The 20,438-nt window shown below is 42.2% G+C and carries 14 protein-coding genes; 4 read left to right on the top strand and 10 right to left on the bottom strand.

The genetic code is table 11. From position 1 onward, the window contains the following. Positions 1-11: 11 nt before the first annotated feature. Positions 12-701: a DevA family ABC transporter ATP-binding protein gene (locus RMY31_RS19125; protein ID WP_322658975.1), complete on the top strand. Its 690-nt coding sequence runs from the start codon at positions 12-14 to the stop codon at positions 699-701. A gap of 79 nt (positions 702-780) precedes the next feature. Here RMY31_RS19125 and RMY31_RS19120 read toward each other — a convergent pair whose 3' ends face one another. From RMY31_RS19120 to RMY31_RS19105, 4 genes are all read right to left on the bottom strand, one after another. Next, the gene (locus tag RMY31_RS19120; RefSeq protein ID WP_322658981.1) at positions 781-1,830 is read right to left on the bottom strand and encodes a D-alanine--D-alanine ligase; all 1,050 of its coding nucleotides are present in this window, start codon (positions 1,828-1,830) and stop codon (positions 781-783) included. Positions 1,831-1,868: 38 nt separating this feature from the next. Beyond that, complete coding sequence (locus RMY31_RS19115; RefSeq protein WP_409878094.1) at positions 1,869-3,266, bottom strand: ATP-grasp domain-containing protein; 1,398 nt, start codon at positions 3,264-3,266, stop codon at positions 1,869-1,871. Between the two features lie 91 nt (positions 3,267-3,357). Further along, a complete protein-coding gene (locus RMY31_RS19110; protein ID WP_409878093.1) occupies positions 3,358-4,191 on the bottom strand; it encodes an O-methyltransferase in 834 nt (277 codons plus the stop codon). A gap of 4 nt (positions 4,192-4,195) precedes the next feature. Beyond that, the gene (locus tag RMY31_RS19105) at positions 4,196-5,425 is read right to left on the bottom strand and encodes a sedoheptulose 7-phosphate cyclase (protein WP_409878092.1); all 1,230 of its coding nucleotides are present in this window, start codon (positions 5,423-5,425) and stop codon (positions 4,196-4,198) included. Between the two features lie 1,484 nt (positions 5,426-6,909). Between RMY31_RS19105 and RMY31_RS19100 the strand changes: the two genes are divergently transcribed. Continuing rightward, positions 6,910-7,140: a hypothetical protein gene (locus tag RMY31_RS19100; RefSeq protein WP_409878091.1), complete on the top strand. Its 231-nt coding sequence runs from the start codon at positions 6,910-6,912 to the stop codon at positions 7,138-7,140. A gap of 404 nt (positions 7,141-7,544) precedes the next feature. On the opposite strand, the gene RMY31_RS19095 is transcribed toward RMY31_RS19100, so the two are convergent. After that, positions 7,545-8,318, bottom strand: coding sequence for a glucosamine-6-phosphate deaminase (locus RMY31_RS19095; protein WP_409878090.1), 774 nt, complete (start codon positions 8,316-8,318; stop codon positions 7,545-7,547). 275 nt (positions 8,319-8,593) lie between these two features. On the opposite strand from RMY31_RS19095, the gene RMY31_RS19090 reads away from it, so the two are divergent. Next, positions 8,594-8,734 (top strand): hypothetical protein, encoded by a 141-nt coding sequence (locus RMY31_RS19090; RefSeq protein ID WP_409878089.1) that lies wholly within the window; start codon positions 8,594-8,596, stop codon positions 8,732-8,734. A gap of 108 nt (positions 8,735-8,842) precedes the next feature. On the opposite strand, the gene RMY31_RS19085 is transcribed toward RMY31_RS19090, so the two are convergent. Both RMY31_RS19085 and RMY31_RS19080 read right to left on the bottom strand, forming a co-directional pair. Further along, positions 8,843-9,184, bottom strand: coding sequence for a helix-turn-helix transcriptional regulator (locus tag RMY31_RS19085; RefSeq protein WP_409878088.1), 342 nt, complete (start codon positions 9,182-9,184; stop codon positions 8,843-8,845). 434 nt (positions 9,185-9,618) lie between these two features. Then, positions 9,619-10,068, bottom strand: a complete 450-nt coding sequence (locus RMY31_RS19080) for a PIN domain-containing protein (protein ID WP_409878087.1) — start codon at positions 10,066-10,068, stop codon at positions 9,619-9,621. Positions 10,069-10,947: 879 nt separating this feature from the next. Between RMY31_RS19080 and RMY31_RS19075 the strand changes: the two genes are divergently transcribed. Beyond that, positions 10,948-11,208: a MoaD/ThiS family protein gene (locus RMY31_RS19075; RefSeq protein WP_409878086.1), complete on the top strand. Its 261-nt coding sequence runs from the start codon at positions 10,948-10,950 to the stop codon at positions 11,206-11,208. Between the two features lie 71 nt (positions 11,209-11,279). Here the strand turns inward: RMY31_RS19075 and RMY31_RS19070 are convergent, their stop codons facing one another. The 3 genes from RMY31_RS19070 to RMY31_RS19060 form a co-directional block, all read right to left on the bottom strand. Further along, complete coding sequence (locus RMY31_RS19070; protein WP_409878085.1) at positions 11,280-14,729, bottom strand: lamin tail domain-containing protein; 3,450 nt, start codon at positions 14,727-14,729, stop codon at positions 11,280-11,282. A gap of 118 nt (positions 14,730-14,847) precedes the next feature. Next, positions 14,848-18,840, bottom strand: a complete 3,993-nt coding sequence (locus RMY31_RS19065) for a TonB-dependent receptor (RefSeq protein ID WP_409878084.1) — start codon at positions 18,838-18,840, stop codon at positions 14,848-14,850. Continuing rightward, positions 18,837-20,396, bottom strand: coding sequence for a hypothetical protein (locus RMY31_RS19060; protein ID WP_409878083.1), 1,560 nt, complete (start codon positions 20,394-20,396; stop codon positions 18,837-18,839). Before RMY31_RS19060 ends, RMY31_RS19065 begins: the two co-directional genes overlap by 4 nt. Positions 20,397-20,438: the final 42 nt, after the last annotated feature.

Here is a 20,438-nt window from a genome sequence, read left to right as displayed (position 1 = left end):
AATATAAAAACATGGAACACAAATTTATTATAAACATCAAAAACCTCAATCAATATTTTGGCCAAAAAACATTACGTAGCCAAATTTTGTTTGATATTAATCTGACAATCAAATCTGGAGAAATTATGATTATGACTGGGCCCTCAGGTTCAGGAAAAACGACCTTACTAACTTTGATTGGTGGGTTACGTTCTGTCCAAGAGGGGAGTCTAAAATTTCTAGATCGAGAACTTCATGGAGCTACTAATGAGCAATTAGTAGAAGTACGTCGTCATATTGGGTATATCTTCCAAGCTCACAACTTGCTAGATTTCTTGACAGCCCGACAGAATGTCCAAATGTCACTTGAATTACACAAAGATGTTTCCAAATGGGAAGCTTACAGCCAATCAGAAGTGATGCTCCATGCTGTGAAATTAGAAAATCATATGAATTACTACCCATCCGATCTCTCAGGAGGCCAAAAGCAACGGGTAGCGATCGCTCGTGCTTTAGTAAGTCATCCTAAATTGGTGTTAGCTGATGAACCTACTGCTGCTTTAGACAGTAAGTCAGGACGAGATGTTGTCAGCCTTATGCAGCAACTGGCCAAGGAACAGAATTGTGCCATTTTAATAGTCACTCACGACAACCGAATTTTAGATGTCGCAGATCGAATCATTTGTATGGAAGATGGACGATTGAACAAAGAAATTTCGTGATATCGAGACTGGGACGCACAGACAAAGAGAATCTATCCAGCCTCCTGTCTCCTGAACGACAGTTGAGGATAAAGTCAAGCTAAGATATTGATAACGCCTTTTTATTACTGCCCAAAGTTTCATTGATAGCCGTCATTAATAACTTATTTAGAGGAATTCCCGCTGCTTTCGCCATAGAAGAAATCACGCTTTTGGGGGCAAAAGAACAATACAACCCGGCTTCTAAAAACCAAGGTTCTCCCTCTGGGTCGATCCGGAAGTCAAATAAGCTGTAGTGGCGACAACCCAAAGCCTGATGACACTTCTTAGCCACTTGCTGAACCTTTTGGGTAATCGGGTCGTTAGGGTCTACAATCCAAGCTTTGATATTATCTTTAGCGACACAATCCAAGTTGCCATCGTCCGTTTTTTTGAGTTTATCAGCATAGTTGCGGATGGGTTTCTCGTGGGGGTCTACCAAATACTCTTCAAGGGGTAAACCCACTAGCTCCCCGTCTTTGACAATGATGCCGCATCTGACTTCTCGACCGAGTTCGATGAATGTTTCTACGATGACCTCCGAAGCATATTCAAATGCTTTCTTCAGAGCAGCGTTATAGTCAGTAGCTTCTTTGACTAAGGTCACCCCTAAAGAGTTGTCGGAACTTACGGGTTTGACAATTGCTGGAGGTGTAATTGTGGGAACATCTCCTTGGCGGAGCAGTTCTCCACGAGGCACTTTCACCCCTGCTGCTTCGACAATTGCTTTGGCTCTGGCTTTGTGCGCTGTTATTGCCATGATATCTGGAGTATTGCCTATGTAAGGGATCTTAAGCAAGTCGAATAGGGCGCGGTAGTGAGTCATTCCAGGGATACAAAACATTTGTGGTAACACGAGGTCAAAGTTTTGCGCTGTTAGAAACTGTATGGCATCGGACAGAGGAATCGGTTTGGTAACAGCAATATCTTCAGGGTTGAGCGAGGGAGGAAATCGCCAGTGGCGATCGGGTGTGATGTATGCAATCTGAAAGTCATAGCGCGATCGATCTGCTGTTGCTGCTAGACAGTCTTGGGCGTAAAGGCGTGACAAATCACAGTAAAAATCATTGTGTGCAGACCCAACTAAATGAAGGATACGAAGTACTGGCATCATTCCTCTTCCTAACTTAATTACGAATTACGAATTATTTAATCGCCACCTAATTCAACTAGTTTGCCAATGTTGAAGTCTATTTTTACCCAGCCTTTGAGTTGTTGCAGATTCTTCAGCAAAAGTAAGGGAATCTGCCAGTGATACAAAGTCAAAAATGGCACAGGGTCATCAAGGCAGTAGATAGCATCAGTGCCTCGCACTATGGTATTAACCGATGTTTGCAATTGTTTCCAGGAGCGGATACCAGTTAGTCGCCAGATTTCGTGATATATCCAGTAGGTGGGCTTACTACTTGCTAGGGGTTCTAGAGGTGCATCTAGGAGAGTTTTACCAAAATAGGCGTTTGCAACACCAGGGTGATTGTAGAACATTGTGATTGCTGAATGCGTGCGGGGATTGCATTCAATAGCGTAAGTTGTACCGTCTTCAGCTTGGATAAAGTCGAAAGACACTTGTCCAGTCAATCCCAAACTATTGACGAAGTGTTGCACCCATTCACGGATTTGGGGATTTTCGACGTTTTCATAGTTAATCTGAAAGGCAGAAGAGTTAGAACAGCAATGCAATCTTAATTCCCCGTTCCGCACTGTACTATGAGTGCATAATTCTTTGCCAGGAATAAACTCTTGCATAATCCAAGGTTTTTCTGGACTGATGGGTAAACTGTTGACAAAAGCAGCTGTCTGTTCTGGAGTGTCGCAAGGAAGTTTGGTTAAATCTAAGCGGCGAACGGAGTCGTAAGATATACTTTTAAGAATATATTTGCGGGTTTCTTGACTAAAGTCAAAGTTAATAACTTGTTGAGGATCTGTGATTTTAAATGACTTGGGGACAGATAAACCAAACGATAGCGCCCGATCGGTGAAGGCAAATTTATCATCCAACATCTTGGTTATATCTGCATCAAAATGGAAAACTTCGCAGTATTCTGATAATGCAGGCTTTGCTAAAGAGTCATAATAGCTAGCTACAGGACTGCATACAGGTACGTAAACGTCAACCTTTTCTTGCTTGACGATTTCTACTAGCGCCTGGATATAGCCTTCTGGATCTTCTTGCGGAGCAGGAACTGTGTAAAAACGACTCACCGCCTTTGAGAATCTATGGCCAGACAACCAGTATTTGTGACTTTCAATCAGAATAACTCTGTGTCCTGCTGCATGGAAAGAACGGGCAAGTTGCAATGCTTTAGTCATCTTGGCTCCACTCACCAAGATAGTCTGAGGATGAGTAGCAACGACAGCTTTTTTCGTAAACGGCGATCGCCCAATGCCCCACAGCAAAGATATCAACACTATCAAAGCATTGAACGGCAAGGCTATTAGTAATAATGTCAGAGTACCGAGAGTCTTGAATAGAGCCACTATCTTTACCTTCACACCCGTTGAAGGCGTTGTAGATTGAGGCAGAGATAAGGAGATTGATTGTGCCATAAGTCTTTGAAAGTAGAAGGAGCAGGGGAGGTAGGGAGGGCAGGGGAGGCAGGGAGAGAAAGAATTGTCTCCTTGTCCCCTTGTCTCCTGATTACGCTACGCGTCTAATCAAGGTGACACCATCTCGTATGGGTAACAGAACTTGCTCTACACGAGGATCGGTGGCGACAACGCGGTTGAACTGAGCGATCGCTTCACCATTAGCGGTGCGTTGTTCGGGTGGTAAGTAAACTTGTCCCTGCAACAAAGTATTATCCACGCAGATTAACCCGTCAGGAGCCAGTAAGTTACCATATAAGATGGTCTGGAAGTACTCTACATACTCCTTTTTATCGGCATCGATGAAGATTAGATCGAATGATTCTTTTCTTGCTGCAAGCTTGTGGAGTGTTTCTAGGGCAGGTGCTACTTCCACAACGATTTTGCTGCCGTGGGGAGATTCAGCAAAGCAAGCTTGAGCAAATTGAGCTACATAAGAGTCAACTTCACAACCTATGAGTTGCCCATCGCTTGGTAGCGCCTCTGCCATTGCCAAGGCTGAATATCCTGTGAACATTCCCACTTCTAAGATGCGCTTTGCCTTGGTCATGTGAACAAACATTTTCAATGTCTGTCCTTCCAGATGTCCTGACAGCATCTCTTGTTCTAGTTGACGCACTGTTTCACCATCACTGAAATGTTTGCTCCAGTCTTCTTTACTGGTTTTTTGCGCCAATGCTGTCAATGCATTCGATTCCGGGGTAGTGTAATCATCCAGATAGGGATCTAAACCCGCAGCTAATTGAACTCCCTGACGCAGAGAATCTAATATCTCTACGGGAATGTTGCTCTCTTCTGCTAATTTGAGGGTTTGCTGTAGCTGGGCTACTAAGATGCTGTGTGGCGTTATTGGTCTAGCTGTTTCTCGTCCTAAAACACTTGTCATGTCTTCACACTCCCAAGAGTTTGGCTTCTTGACTTTCAATGTAAGCGTCAACGCCTTCTCCACCGCGAGGGTATTTAGCACAAAGATGTTTATGTTCAGCTAAGGCAGCATCTAGTTCTTTACGAGTCAGATCGTTAGCAAAGAAGCACTCACCAATGGGACGAGGCATGGCTGCACGTTGTTTGCCATCTCGTGTCAAGCTAATAGACTGGGTTGCATCCCACAGTAAATCACCATCTAGTAGAGGATGATCGAGTGATAGACCGATACGACTCATCAAGTCTAGGATGCGATCGCGCTCTTCTATTGGAATATAGCCTCGTTGTGCTGCAATGGTTGCAGACAAAGCCATATCTATATTGACGGCATGACCATGATATAAAGGTGTGTGAGGCGCTAATTCTAGGGTAGGACTCCAAGTGTGACCGTAGGCAATGACGCGATCGAGGTCTATTTCATGCAAGTTTGGAGTTTCTAACTCCAACATCGTTTTGATTGCTTCGTAGTTGAGTTTATGGGCAATTTCTTTGAGTTCCGGTGTCCCATTCACGTGTCCAAAGTGAGTGGAAAGTAGTTCTTCGCCATATTCGTATAGCAGTTCAAAGACTTGTGAGTTAGCAACTACAGCGATTTTCACTAACTCTGCCATCCCATTACGAACTTGAGCCGTTGGCAAAGTTTTCAAAAATGAGAAATCGAGGATAACTTTCAAAGGTGCATGATATGCTCCCAAGCGATTTTTCAACTTGCGATGATTAACTGCTACCTTAATCGCTACACCTGCATCGATTAAACCAATCAATGTGGTAGGAATGCGAATATAGTTACTCTTGCGACGGTAAGCAGCGCAAGCAAACCCAGCCACATCAGTAATTAGACCACCACCGACGACTAAGACTGGTTCCTTACGAACTAAGCCAAAGTCCGAAAAAGCGTCAACAATTTTCTCAAAGCTTGCAAGAGTTTTAGCTGGCTCTGTAATGATGATGGGAAATACTGTGAGATCAATGTCATAGTGTCTAAAATATGACCTTATCTGCTTTCCATAAAGTTCATAAACATTAGCATCAATTACAGTCAGACAGCGACCAAATTTGGCGTAGCTCTCTGCAATTTCTCTATTTTCAATATCAAATGCACCGTTCACATAGACAAGACTAAAATCGATTTTTTCGTAACCTTGCACGTGAAATGCTGCTTCCGTAGCTTCAAAGGATGCTTGAACTTTATTCATGTCTGTTGACCTGTATTACAACTAAAAAATTGGCAGATTGTCGGTAATAATTCCGATTTCCTCTAATGCACGTCAGCAACAAATTATGCTCTTTATCGTTTGAGATTAAAGGCATGACAAAACTAGCTTTCAATAAAAAGCTGACATTTATTGCTGACTGGCAATGTTTTTAAACAACACCATTCATTTGAGTAAATTCTGTAAGTAGGTTAACCTTTAATTCTGCTTAACCCCAAACTAGTCAACTAGTCCCACTAGCAAGCTACTGGCATAATACTTGCCTCTTTCTTCTGGGATTGTTGACTTTAATTTTGTGAAATTCATCTTAAACAAGATTTATTTCACTATGTTTAAGTCTAATGGCTTTCCAACTGTACGATTCCGCAAAACTTCTACCCTAGAAAACTGCTCGTATCGTTGATCTCCAAGCTTCAATTTGAGATTAGAACCCTGATTAATCGTTAGTTCACTATTTTTTAGCATTAGTCACAAACCCTATATTACTAAACTCGCTACATTATATTTGCTTGAGAATGACAGTGAAATTTTAGTAAGTTTCTCTGAATTTTTATTAACTCCACTATGTTTGTCTCTAGCAAGTTTCCAACTGTTAGACTTTGCAAAATTTCTATCTTACTTAGAGCAATCCAAGTAAAAAATACCTTAAGAAACTATTCATATTGTCTATCTCTGGGCTTACATTTAAGATCGCAGCCATGATTAATCCTCAAATTGCTGTTTTTTAACATTGTTATTAAACTATAAAAATAGTTAAAAACTAAGATGGCTCACCACACTCTATTTGGAATGACAGTATAATTCCTCTTTAATTAGGTCAATTTACTGCTCAGTATTAAATATATCTATCTCAGTAGCCCTTGAAAACTCAGAATTTAAACATCTCTAAGTGAATAGTAACGAAACTTTAATTTTTATGAATAAGCATCTGGTTGTTAAAATATTTCAACTTGGTTAAACTGGCATATTATTCTTCCAAATTAAGCTCTTTTAGCTTAAAACAGTAAATAAAATACTGGTTTGGTAACTTATAAACATAATACAAATCGCAACATTTCAACAATACAAATCATAACATATATGAATTGATTGAAGTCAATCCACCATGCGGAGTGTACTAAGTAACAAGATATTTTTAATAAACTATGTCTAAAGATAGATATTTCATACAGCAGTTATATCTAAAAAAGCATCTGATTCTGGTTCATCATCGCTTTGCTGTGGGACGCTTTCTTCTTCATGCAACTGGCGATCTCCCATCTTGTTACCTCTGTCAACTATTTCCCACCTGAATCCTTACCTAACAGTTATGTAGACTTAACTATGATTTGACACAAACAATAGGACTCTCCTTCTTGCCAAAGGAATAAGTTAAGTAAACTGAAGTTATGCCTTCAGTCATTAGCAAAACACGCTGAAAGTATGAAGTTTTAAAATATCAAGCTATAGAAAATGTATGAATTGTCATGTATGAGTTCTCAAAAGATCGCAGTGCTAATATGTTCACCATCGGTGATTATGTGCTAAATCAACAAACTGGACATCTAGGGAAAGTAGTTGGTTACGGACACCAAATAATTAATAATGTGTCTATAGTAACTTTGAAAGTGTTAGTAGCTGAGTCTGCCAATTCTCAAAAGAGAGAATATGTCGTAGAAGATCGAATTTCAGCATGGACTCGGTGGTCTGTAGCTTAAAAATTACATCTATTTTAAAATAATAAATTTCCACGTGTATAAGATAATTTATTAATCAAAAAAACATTAGTATTATGATGCAAGATTTGATTTTTTGTTTGCAAGAAGCTACTGTACAATTATTATCTAAAAAGTATTATCCTCCCACAGATCCTTCTGAATGTTTCGTCAATCCTCCTTGTGAGTGCAATAATCCAGGGAAAAATTTACAGTGTGAAGACTGTCCCTATCTTGAAGCTTGCTTGTCTAGTTTTAAGACTGGAAAATAAGGCAGTAGGTAGGGGGAGACAAGATGAGACAGCGAGCAGTTCGGAGGAGAGTTTTGCTCCGAAAGAAACTGCGGTGCCGCAGGAGGGTCTTTGCAGACGACTGCTTCACCGCAACGCACTGGCTCCTCAGCACTTTCAAGGCAGTAAGCTAGCAGAATTTATATCCAAAAATAAGGTTGCTTGCGATTTTTGACGCAGAATAGAAGCTGGATATTTCGTACTAACTAACCCCTGTAATATCTCTTTCACTACTCGCGCTTTACGTTTTTCCGGTGCTAGGCAGAGAATTTTTTTAGCCGAACAAATTAAAGGAAGAGTAACAGTAAAAGCATACTGTGGAACGCTGTCAAGATTTGGAAAATGACCTGTATTCACTTGTTGTTGGCGATTCATTGTATCTAGTTTCACTAATTTCACACTGTAAGGATCTTGAAAATTCGCCACTGCTGGGTCGTTAAAAGCTAAGTGTCCGTTTTCACCAACACCAAGACAGCATAAATCGATTGCTTGGGCTTGTAGTAATTTGGTATAGCGATCGCATTCTGCCACCGGTTGCAGTGTATCACCTTCTATATAGTGAAATTGCTGTGGAGATACTCGCTTCTCTACTCGTTCTCTCATATAGCGCTGGAAACTAGCAGCATGGTCAGCAGTGATTCCCAAATATTCATCTAGATGGAACAAAATAATTCGCGACCAATCCACACCACCTAATGCAATCAAAGCATCAAGAAATTTGAGTTGGGAATTACCTGTGGCTAACAAGACCGCTGCTGTATCCTGTCGTTTGAGGACATCTTGTAAATACTTGTGTGCAATTTGTGCAACGTCTTGTGCCATTTCAGCTTCAGAGTTGTAAATTTGCACCCATAGATTGTCAACGCGAAAAAATTTTGTAGCGGCTATCATTTGCTTACACAGAAATTGGCGATTGGACACTGAAGATTAGGAATTGGGGATTGAGAAGGGCGAAGAGGAAAACAATTCCTTTTCCCTTTCTCCATCTTTAGTCACCAATCCCCAGTACCCAGTCTTCAGTCCTTATTCAGTATAGATTTTAGGATTTAGCCGATTGATCGTATGTTTTTTGTCCTCTATTCAGGAAAGAATAATGACTTAGGACAGAAAAACTATGTAAGTTATGTAAATAAACTTAATAATTATTTACATTCTACCCAAAAATTATGCTGGCTGCAATCATGTTTTATCTAGATATTACTATTGTCAACACTGACTCAATACACTACCAAGCTTGGCACCAAATGCTGTCAAGTTACGACACAGAAGCAGTGTTAGTCCAAGGAGTGTCAAAAATTTCGGATTAGTGACCACATAAGGATTTAAGTGTAGTCTGTTTGACAGGCATGACAGTAGTGCGACAGCATCAAATTCATGAGCCAGCACATACACAAAGGGATAACAGAAGATCCGTATTAGCTGCTCCTAGCTTTTCGCTGTTGAGCTACCTCATTGTCAGGACTACTAGCTGTAACTGGCTCCTCAGTTCCCAATAAATGATGTATTTCACTTAACGAACTGGGTTGAGCTACAGGCTCCTCTAATGATTCACTCACATACTCAATTAGGTCTTCTACTTGGCAATTCAGGGCTTTACAAAACCTAACGATTCTTTCAATATGCTCTGTCCCAGTCCTGCCGCTTTCCCAGTTTTGGATAGTGCTTTCAGTCACGCCCACAAGACGCGATAATTCAAGCTGGGTTAGCCCTGCTTTTTCACGAAGCAAAGCGATCCTTGGTTTTGGCTTATGTTTCACAGCTACAGCACTTTTATCTTAATCTTATAGTCGTAGATCCTAGCACCAAAAAAAACCAGCGCCCAGAAAATCACTAAAAAAACTTTTATCTGAACTCTTAATACACCAAAATTCTTAGGTTAAAGTATTTTAAATATTTAAGCTTTGCCGCCACGAACAGCCTTAACAAAGTAGGATTTATCCTATACCTCTACACTCTTAACGCCTTACACCTCTTTTCTTGGCTACAATCTGGTTCGTCAAACTTGTTCATCCTTAGCAAAGGTGGCTTATGGGGTGAGTGATAAGTAGTTGGACAAAATTAAATTCATTGGTAAAGACACAGAACTCTTAACAGGTAACAGGAAAGAAGAAAATAACTATTTAAGTATTTATGCTTAGATACTTATCTTCCAGAAATGCAACATTACTAACTGAACTCTATTGATATGTAACTAACTAAATATCATTGCTTGTAACTGACTTTCTAAATTTGCACGCAATCGCAAGTCTGCCACCGACCAAACCCAGAACTGATTTAGAGGCTCCGCAAAGTCTTCTTGTCTATGGGTAACAATCGCATCCATTTTGTGATAACTAACACAGACTAACTCTACAGCAGATTCAAAATCCTTCAGAGGTAACGAGCGTGCTTTTTGCAGTATGGTCTGATCGACAATACAAATCTGAATTTTCTCTTGTAACCAATCTACTACTATCTCAGCAGTCTTGCTATTCTTGAAACGACTAGCATAAGCGTAAATTTTTTGCCAGCCAACATCTGTTAAGTGCATTTGAATCGATGGATGTATCATATCCAATAATTCTTTGACATCTTCTGCAAATTCATCGCGATTTAGCAAAGCTTCTATTATTAAGTCAGCATCCATTAAAATCCCGATCACTTTCAACTCCCCTTATGGTTTTTCAAATGTAGTGTTAGAAAGCTGCTAATACGCATTTGATTTGAATCGCCAAAGTGAGTAATTTTCCAGTAGTTTCTTGTTTTGCTATTTACATTTAACACTGAAACTAACCACAGACGCGATACAAATTGAACATGCATGAACTTGCGAAGCAGCATCTAAATTTGGTGTGTACATAATTAAGTACAACCCAAAGGAAGCATATTTCTGATGAAATGCCAAATTTTTGAATCATAGACAGATATGCTGGAAAACTAAAAACAGGCTTTAACATTGCTCTGCCTGAAATTGAGGATAATGGGACTTAGACAAAAAATACCCAGAAAAATAACTCAAATGTATATACAAAGAGACTTTGACTTCGTTAAGCCTAATTTCTTGATATATCTGGGTTTCAGGCGTTTTTGGGTATTTGGTGTATTTTCCTTGCCTTGCATAGATTTGAGGCTTATTTCTTTCCAAAAAATGTTTAAGTCCCGACAAGCGAACAGGACGACAAATTATTTTTTGTAGTTCCAAGTTAGAACAAGTATCTTGGGGTAAGTAAATGCGCAAAAGGAAAGTAAAAAGTGCTAAGTACAGACGCGATTAATCGCGTCTGTACAAGGGAGTGCTGAGTTATGAGTTATGAGTTAAAGCCCTTCGGGCATCTTAAAAGGGTAAAGGACAGATTTTTTCCTTTGCCCTTTTGCCCTTTCCCCAGGCAAAGCTTTCTCCCTTGCTCTCCTGCCTCTATACCTCTATCCTCTGCAATCTGTCCCCTATTTTCAAACAATGTAAATCTACGATCGATTTCAATAGATAATAGAGTATTCTTCAATTATAAAACTGCTTGCTGGTGTTTCCAGAGCATGTTGTATGTCTAAGTCTGCAATCACAGTTACTGTAAAATTATTTGCTGCTTATCAAGAAGCCTATGGGGTTTCGGAACTAGTGCTGGAGTTTCCTTATGGTACGCCAGTTAAAGAGGTGTGCGATCGCCTCATTGTTGAACACCCAGAACTAGCCCAATGGCGCGATGTCACTCGCTTTGGGATTAATTTGATATTTGTCGAACCAGATACTCTACTGCAAGATGGCGATGAGGTAGTGCTAATTCCACCCGTCAGTGGTGGCTAGCAAAAAAGTGAAGAGTTATGAGTTATGAGTTATGAGTTATGAATAAAAAACTCTCAACTCCTAACTTTTCCTTATTTCACCCTGGCACGGAAGCGAATAAAGCCATAAGAACTAGCTGGTGTGCCAGATGCAGTTGCTGGGGGTAGATTGGGTAAATCTGGATTTCGTGTAACATTTACTACTACTGCGCCATTGCTATTATTGCCGCAAGATGATGGTGTGGCTGGGTCGTTAGCAGGATAAAAACGTCCGCGATCGCTTGCATCTTCTATATTGCTAAGGTAAACCGTAGGTGTGTTAGAACCAACAGCCAAAGCAATACCTTGCTCTGCTCCTGCTAAACCACCATCATTAGGAGTCATAGCATTAAAGGCAGTAGGAATAAAAGTAGTGTTGGCAGGGACTAAATCACAGAGTCTGACATTGGTTGCATTACCCTGACCTTTAGATAGGAAGTAGACAGTGTATTCTACTTCATCTCCCGGCTTAACAGTGCCAGCATTAATTAATCCCCGTAAGTAGCCAGCAGGCCATTTGGCATCGTTATCATCAGAAGCATAAGGTTCTGGTATATAGTTTGCAGCATTAGTAGGAACGTCACTACGACCATCCACAATATCGGTTAAATCTTTATTATTAATGCGCGTGATGCGTTTAATCAACAAAAGCTTTGCATTAGGAGTCATAGCGCCGTTATTGTTCTCACCCACGCTAGTTACACGACCGCTAATAGCATCAGTATCTCTAGTTGGCAGATAGTTTGGACACCGTGCGCTGGCATTTCCACTGGTACTGGCTTCCCAACAAGCACTGCTATTACTATCCTGACCATTTGGGGTCAAACTAATAGATTGACCATTGCTACTTCCAGCTAGAGAAGACTGATAAGTGTTATTCCAAATATTCAGAGAACTTGGGGGAGGCGTATTCACCGCGCTACCACCACCATAGGCAACATAATCGATAATCTGATTCTGGTTATCGTATAACCAAATATCATCACCAGAGTTATTCAGCTTAGGAGTCTGTCCTAACCAAGTTTGAAAAGCTGCTGTTGCTTGATGGTTGGCGTTGTTATTGCCAATCCAAATCACAGCATATTGCCCTGGTTGTAAAGTTGTACCATTGGGGAATGTATAACTAAACCCGCCAGCACCGTCGGTACTATTGGCGATGAGATTGCCATCTCCTAGCTTCAAACCACTCAAATCTACAGCAGATGAAGAAGCATTGTAGAGTTCAATAAACTCATCATTGCTGTCAGCAGAAATAGTAGTGTCTGTTTCGTTGTATAGAACTTCGTTAATGATAACTTTGCCCGCCAAAGGTGAAACCTGATAATTGAGAGCATTTAATGCGGTGAACAAAGTCGGGTCATCATCCCCAGTTTTACTTGGATCGTTCCCTAAGTTCACACCATCGTCAGCAATTTGTGAGAAATAATTGCCTGGGGTAGGTAGATTGGTAGTAGCACCAGCAGAGTCTGCATCTGTGAATACAGTGCCAACTGTTCCTGAAGGATTATCTGGAGTGTTGAAGGTAGCACTTGCTTGGTTACTAATTGAATTACCGCCATTGGCATTGTTAATTGTGGCAGTAATTTTAATGGTAATGGTGTCGCCTACACGCAAAGTACCAGAATTGGTAACAGCACCAGAACCGTAATAACTGGTATTGCGAGTGATGTTATTCCCCGCAGTCGCAGCAGTAATTGCCGCACTGACAAAGGTTAACTGCGAAGGTAAAGAATCGATTATAACAAAATTAATTGCGTTGCTGTTACCTGGATTTAGGTTGGAATAAGTGATAGTGTATTCTACGCTATCGCCCACAGTCACCGTGCCGCTACCATCATTGTCTGTCAGGAAGCGAACAGACTTGGTTCCTTTGACATTGGCCTGCTGATTTGTGGTAATTACCAAGGGAGTAAGTACAGCTTGACTGGGGAAGTATGTCCAAGTGTCTATCCCCTTAAAATCACCATAGCCGTTACTAAATTCATGCTCTCCTGTGGCACTATTTATCCCTCTAGAGGCATTACGGGGATTAGTAGCTCCCGTACCACTTAGATTAATCGATGTTCCATTGGCGGTAGTGTAATTATTGTCGTTGTAATAAACCGTCGTAGAGCTAATCTGCTGTCCATTTTGATCTGTAAGATTAGGAAATGTAGCAGGCGGGTTCTCCATCGTAATTTTGAACCCCAGAGGATTATTCTCAGCATCTAACATGGGAAAGTGATATTCACCTGCCCTGGTTGTGATTTGGGCATTGTAAGGTGCATTACTTGGTAGAGGTTGTAGATTCGTTCCACTAGCATCCTTGCCATCCCAAAACACCACATTAGAGCCAGAAGATAGGATGTTTTGTAGCACGCGATCGCTACTGGGGTCGTAAATGCCATCATTATTGGTGTCAATGATGATTTGATAGCTGCCGCTAGAAGCAGAATTAAAGCTAAAATAGCCCCCAACCCCGACGTAAGTTTGGTTCCCACTCCCTCCATTTGCTCCAGTAAATTGAAAATTAGTCGGTGCTGCTGGAATAATTGGTGATAATGGAATACCTAAACCTGAGAGCGTTATAGTATCGGGACGATTAAAAAAAACTAGATGAGTAATGTCTGTTGCAGTGTCGGCAACATTCGGATTTTGGACTCGCACATTGCCAGCGAAGTTTAGATTATTATCAGTAGCACCGCCAGCAGAACGGTAAAGAGTGCTGTTATTCGTTTTGTCAAGATATCCCCGATTATTAGCAAAAAAGATGAAGCCAAAGGGATCGACACCATTCATATCAGTTTCATACCGATACCCATCTTTAGTTTGAATATAAAGCTTGGAGTTAAGTGCTATTGGAGTGTTTCCACTGGCATTCGCCCCCATATTCATGGCAATGTAGTTGGTAAATACTCGACCTTTTTTAGTATTATTGCTGCTATCTTTAACCGTGATATCCCAAGCAGCTACCCCGGCATTTTGGCTGTTATCTGTAGGAAATACCGCATTTGTAGTTCTGGGTGGGGGATTGTTAGTTGTGTTAGGGGCACGAAACTCGACTGTGTAAATACCAGTTTCTGTAGCAGTGAAGCTACAAGGTGTGTAGCCACCTGCACTGGGTAAGGGGCCAGCTGATTCCTTGGCAAGCGTATCAATCAAGCCAAAGCCAGAGGCCAGAACATCACAAGACCCATTTTGGCCTCCGAAGGGACTTCGGTAAACAATATCGTTAGTTCCATTCGCACTTGTAGGGACACTAGAACCAAGATTAACGATTTCTCCTGCTTGGACATAAACTTGGAGTGTTGTTTGTCTGGTAATACCCGCAGTGGTTGTACTTGCCCATTCTAAGTAAGGTCGATATCCACCATCGGCGACTAATTCTTTGCTTCCCTCAGCCCAGCTAGGTTGTATTCCTTGTCCTAAGACACACAGAACAAAGGCAAAGCTACCGAGTAATTTTCCTTGGTAGCTGCTTGGCAATGGACGTTTCATCCTGATGTTCATAGGTGGTTTCTGCATTGAGCAACTACTAATTAGGAAGAACAAACAAATTGAATCAGAGCGTTCACAGCAGGTTTAGAGGTTCTATTAGCTGTTTTGAGTTTGCCCAAAGTGAGGTAAAATCTACCAAAAGATTTCATGGTTTAATTCCTGAATCTCTACTCGACGTTGCATTCTTGAGTCTATTTACCAAGGTTGTGGATTTTTGTTGCTGCGGTTGTGGAATTTTTTGCTGTCCAAAACCATCAAATAATTCGTTGAGTTTGAGGGTTAAACCCAAATAAGGGCCGCCTGCGGAACGTGCGCCAGAAAAATCCCGGTCATCGACTTTACCAAAGACATATCCAGCAGCAAGGCGCAAGTTAGGAGTTAGATAATAACCTGTTTCCAGAACAAAACCTGTCTCTGTATAGTTAGATTGACCAATCCAACGAGCTTCACCTACTAAATCCATGCTGTATCCTAGGCGATAGGTAGCCCGTAATTGTCCTAAATTTACTGTACTAGTACCTGCTAAATCGTTAGCCAAGTAAGAAGTACTGTTACGTAGAGCATACTTTCCGTAGAATTCCCATTGCCAGTTGGGGGCGTAGATAGCTTCTAAAGCGAAGGTATGGTCTTCAGAACCTGTACCACTACCTAACAAAATAGTGTCAGGAATCACCGCCGGATTTTGACGATATTCATAACGCAACAAAGCATTAAATTTATCATCGTTGGGGTCGCGGTAGGCTAAACCCACCTTGAGGTTAACTGTATCTCCGAGTCCTGAAAGCTTTTGATTAGAAGAGTTTGCCTGGTGATAGCGCACCAAGGCGGTCAGAGCAGGGGAAATTTTACCTGTAGCGGCTGCTGAAATAACAGTATTAGAGCCACCAGAAGAAGTACGATGTTCGTAGCGAGCGCTAGCTTGAAACTTGGGATTATCACTGTATTCCAGTCCCACGCTGTAGCTATCGCCACCATCAAAACCGATCGCAGAGGCTGATTGACCAACAGCAAAGGGTTGGGCATATTGCTGACCCGCCGCTGTCCGTCCGAAGAAGTTGCCAAATACGTGTTCGTAAGCCAAGTTCAGCCGCAACCCAGGAGCAATAGTCCAGCGGTTATTTAGACCAATTGCTCCTTGAGTAGTAATTTGATTGGCACCCCCCAAAATTGTGTAACGACCAGTCAAGGTAGTATCTGTGCCGAGTTTGTGTTCGCCGTTGACACTTAAGCTAGTGATGGAGTTACCGTCAAACTGACCGCTAGTGTAAAATTGTTGGGCAAGACTGATATTGACACCGGGCATTGCCGCCCAATTCAAGCCAAAGATGGTACGGTCTGGATAGACACTATCTTCTTGAGAAGATAAAGTTAGTTCATTTTGTGCTTGGAAAGTCAGGTTTTTGGCAATGGGAAGGGAAAAACGCGATCGCAATTGATTTGAACTACTGCTAAGGGCGTTGGTAGGGATGCGGTCTTCCCTGTCACGATGAATCCAATCCACATCAACAATAGCTTTACCCAAACGTTGTTGAATCCCGGCAGAAATCGTTGTCAGCGAGTTATCAACTTTGCTCCCAGGTATCGCCTCAGAACGCGGTGAAAATAGTTCTTCAAAGGTATCTAATGGTTGAGGAGCAATACCGAAATTATCTTCATGGTCGTATTGCACCCGCACATTGGTAGTTGAGGTTAGCTTACCTGTAAGTTGCGCTCCATAGCGAGTTTGTCCTGGTACAAAGCTGACAGTGGCATTATTTGCAAAGCCAGTATCGGCATAGCGATAATAGGCACGACCTTGAATACCATTAGCAATCTTTCCCTCAGCTTCCAAACGGTAAGCCTCACCACTTACCTTACCCATCAAGTCAGAATCATTAGTGGAATGGGCATATTCTGCAATTAATCTGCCCTTGTCACCCAAAGCTATCAAAGCATCTGCACCGTAGAGTTGAAAGTCACGCACTCCCTGATTTTCTTGGACATAAGTCGCTCCTATCCAACTTTCCTGATTGAGAGTGCGAGAAAGGTTATATTGCAAGCGACCGGCAAAGATATTGCTGTCAGATTCTTGGCTATCGTATTGGTAACTAATAACAATCCGACGTACTAATACTTGTCCATCTCGATCGATATCGGTGCGAAGAATCGGTTCGCGGAATAATAAAGTACCGCGATCGTAGTCGATTTCGTAGTCTGGCCCTCTACTAAGCTGTTTCCGTTGCAGCACCGTACCGGGACGATTCAGTTCTTCTAACTCGATAAAGACATTTTCACTACCTGGAACCAGTATCCGACGGGAAAGGAAGTAATAGCCACTAGTACCATCAGGAGCAATAGTATCTCTTTGAAAACCTTCTAGATGATTTCCATAGAATCCCGTAATTTGGACGTTCCCTAAGTTATAGTTAGCTTTAAAACCATGGAGTTGGCGGGTAATAGAAGTAAACTGCTGCGACGAACGGGCAAACTCCTCAGTGTCATAGTCGCCCCACATGGCATAATCAGGCGCAGTTCCAGGGATACCAGTCGAACGCTCAAAACGCACAAATACGCTGTCAATCGAAGGAGTGACAACATCAACTTTAGAGCTATCGCCGTAGACGGGATAGTTTTGCTCGCTGAACTGGTAAGTTCTAAACAGACGATTATCGCAATTACAATCTTCGTTTAAGTTGCGAGAACTATTGTATGCACCTGTAAACAACCACTCCCCGATCGCACCCGTAGCAAACACCGCTGAGTGAAAATCTAATTGCGTTCTAGTATCTTTGTCAGGACGTAGGAAATCACGGAAACTACCATAATAATTTGTTCCTCTCGCACCCAAACGTACATCAACTACCCCAGTCACCAAACTAGGACGCAGTGCTGTTTCAAATTGCACTTGGGTAAAACCTTCTAAATCATTAGCTGTGGCCCGAATTCGCACAGTTTGCGCCTTCAAAGGCGATCGCAAAGTGGCTGTGAATTGTCCGTTACGTGCTTCTACCTGAAATCCCGGCTGGTCGGGTTTGAAGTCTTTTTCGACAAACTCCCCACCAGTCGGTATTAAGGTGACAACCGCATCTCGGTTAGAACGATTACCCTTGCCATCAATCAGTTGACCTCGAACTGTAGCTGTCGAACGTCCATCAGCTGGAATCCGAGACTCAAGTGTTTCTAACGTTAATTCCTGCGGCGCTCCTCTTACTACTACCCGCACTGTCATAGCAGGTTTTGACCCTCCGACTGCTTGTGCAGAGATGGTGTTTTCACCTTCTTGTAACGAGACACCGTACCAAGTCTGCGTTACTAAGTTAGTACTGGCATCAGTTTCCGTCTGTCCGACCAAGGAAGGATCTACCAACATGCCATTCAGCCGTAATTCCACTTGACTACCAGCAGGAAATTGCACCTTCACCGTGGTAGCTGGTATATCCATCACACTGTCAGGAGTTGGACTCAGGATTTTTACTGTTGTTGAAGTTGGAGTAGTTGGATTAGAAGTCTCTTCTGGAGTCGCGGCGGGAAGAGGAGTATCCATACTCATCATCTCTCTACGCCCCTCACCCTTGCTTTGTGTTACTGCTATTTTGCGTAAGCCTCTAGGCAACTCGGTAGAAGTTTCTGGTTGAAATGGCTGTATTTCGGTTGAGGAAGTAGGGGTGGTAGTAGTCTGGGGCAAGAAATTTTCCTCACCTCTGTGTGCTATTTTTCTTAAGCCTCTTGGTAACGGCGTATCAATTGCTGGTTGAAATGATTCTATTTGGTTTGCAGGATGCCGAAAATTCAAAGAAATTGCTGGAATAGCTTCTCCAGCACTAGGAGGATCTGGTACAGATTTCTCATTCTGCACTGTTGTGTCAATTGCTGAAGTTACTTGCATAGCCTCCCCAGTGCTAGGGAAATTTGGTACGGACTTCTCGCTTTGTACCTCTTGCGTATTAGTTGCTGGGGACACAGTCGCTTGTTCAGATTCCACTGTCTGAAGTTGTATTGTGTTTGCAGGGTTAGTCTCAGCTTGAGTTGTCGCAGTCTGTGGGGTGTCTGTGACTTCGGCATGGGCTATAGCTGGATATAAAACAACGCTTAAGGCTCCTGCCATAGCCCCCATCAACTTTAGGTTAAAAGTAGTTGCACGGTGCAGTCTGGGTTTCATTTCTTGACTTGCTCCTGTGAGGTGGGGGTGACTGCAAAGTTCATACGTACCAAGCCACCAGGCTCTAAACGCACTAGGCGAGATTGGCTATTGCGTTCGCGGAATTTTTTGTTGGGAGCTAGGGTGTAGCCTGGGACGCTACTGAGGTCTAATACGCCTGTGTGGCTTCCTGGTAAAACATTGGCTACAGAGAACAAACCATTGGGATCTGTGGTAATACGGTTGCCGTCCTCTAGATAAATCACCGCATTGGGAACTCCTGGCTCTCCAGGCTGCTGTTCGCCGTCAAAGTTTTTATCAATAAACACGCGACCAATGATGGTGCCGCAGTCAGAAACAATTCCTGGTCTAATTTTTAACTGATGGGTTGCTGGGCCGTCTTTAATGCTAAAACGGTTGTCAACTCGTAGTGCATTAACGATCGCACTGTTACGACCATTACCGCGTTGTGAATCATTCGTGAGTTGAGCAGCGTAAGCAATATTCAGAACTTTCCCAATGGGAATAGTTGTGTCTGTGCGGAATGTCACCGTGTTGCCATTGCGTTCGGAGGTAACGGTAACTGATTGACCATCTATCTCTCCCCGCACAGATTTCGGTAAGAAGTTGAATCCTAAAGGTAAGTTGTCGGTAACAACAATATTGTTCAAATCAGCATCAGCCAAATTTCTGACCGACAGGCGGTAGATGACTGTATCTCCAGGTTCAGCAGTAGCGCGATCGCCTGTTTTGACGAGCTGCACCTGGGTTGCTTGACACATATTTGTAGTGAATTCAAAGGCTAATAAGTCTAGTCCCACTAATTCCGCATTGGGAACCAAGACAACTGTGCCCTCTAACCTGGTCTCACCTGTCAGACTAATTGGTTGCCCATCTAAGGAAGAAGCAACATACCGAATAACACTGTTATTACTCGTGCCAGTACTACCAAGAATTTGAATCTTGATCCGCCGCTGCTGGTAGATGGAGTTTGCTGGTGGATTAACTACAAAAATGTAAGTTTTACCTGGATCGGTTTGACCCTTATTCGGGTCGAGTAGAAAGTTATAGACACCAGCCGGATTATTAGTAATGAAGTAGGGATTACTATTCTGTATATTTGGCGCTTTGCCACCGGGAATATTGTTATTAGGAATATCAGGCAACTCTGTCCGAGTTAGAGAAACCAATTGTCCCAATTCAGTTCCTGTTGGATCGCTAAGATTAGGTTCGTATACGCCAACTGAAAAACCTGTATAGTCAGGTAAGATTGTGCCCGCACAACCTAAAATTCGCCCTAATGGGTCAACTAATGGGTTTGGACTCAAGTTAAGTTGACTAGAAATTCCTTGATATTGATAATTAGTGGCAGTATCTGTATAAGTATAGGTAGCTTGATTGGTGATGCTTAATATAGGTTGAACCGCAACCGGACTTACAGTCTGTTGCGCCTGCGCTGTTCTAGGGATGGTGGTATACAACATGTTTCCCAGCAGAAAAGCTGCTGTTAGTCGTTGACACCAGCTAGTGCTAGAAGTAGTCTGCTTTTGTTTTTGAGGACGGATCACTGAACTCATCTCCTCTGAAATGCCCTTTTGTTTGTTAACAAAAGCACTCTT

The organism is Dendronalium sp. ChiSLP03b (genome assembly GCF_034531165.2).
Classification (GTDB): Bacteria; Cyanobacteriota; Cyanobacteriia; order Cyanobacteriales; family Nostocaceae; genus Dendronalium; species Dendronalium minutum.
Note: the sequence above shows the minus strand (reverse complement) of the source record. Positions and strands in the feature narration are given on the sequence as shown.

Coding starts and splice junctions, on each gene's coding strand:
- RMY31_RS19060 (WP_409878083.1), bottom strand. CDS start 20,396: ATGAGTTCAGTGATCCGTCCTCAAAAACAAAAGCAGACTACTTCTAGC.
- RMY31_RS19115 (WP_409878094.1), bottom strand. CDS start 3,266: ATGGCACAATCAATCTCCTTATCTCTGCCTCAATCTACAACGCCTTCA.
- RMY31_RS19110 (WP_409878093.1), bottom strand. CDS start 4,191: ATGACAAGTGTTTTAGGACGAGAAACAGCTAGACCAATAACGCCACAC.
- RMY31_RS19075 (WP_409878086.1), top strand. CDS start 10,948: ATGTCTAAGTCTGCAATCACAGTTACTGTAAAATTATTTGCTGCTTAT.
- RMY31_RS19090 (WP_409878089.1), top strand. CDS start 8,594: ATGCTGGCTGCAATCATGTTTTATCTAGATATTACTATTGTCAACACT.
- RMY31_RS19125 (WP_322658975.1), top strand. CDS start 12: ATGGAACACAAATTTATTATAAACATCAAAAACCTCAATCAATATTTT.
- RMY31_RS19070 (WP_409878085.1), bottom strand. CDS start 14,729: ATGCAGAAACCACCTATGAACATCAGGATGAAACGTCCATTGCCAAGC.
- RMY31_RS19120 (WP_322658981.1), bottom strand. CDS start 1,830: ATGCCAGTACTTCGTATCCTTCATTTAGTTGGGTCTGCACACAATGAT.
- RMY31_RS19105 (WP_409878092.1), bottom strand. CDS start 5,425: ATGAATAAAGTTCAAGCATCCTTTGAAGCTACGGAAGCAGCATTTCAC.
- RMY31_RS19095 (WP_409878090.1), bottom strand. CDS start 8,318: ATGATAGCCGCTACAAAATTTTTTCGCGTTGACAATCTATGGGTGCAA.
- RMY31_RS19100 (WP_409878091.1), top strand. CDS start 6,910: ATGTATGAGTTCTCAAAAGATCGCAGTGCTAATATGTTCACCATCGGT.
- RMY31_RS19065 (WP_409878084.1), bottom strand. CDS start 18,840: ATGAAACCCAGACTGCACCGTGCAACTACTTTTAACCTAAAGTTGATG.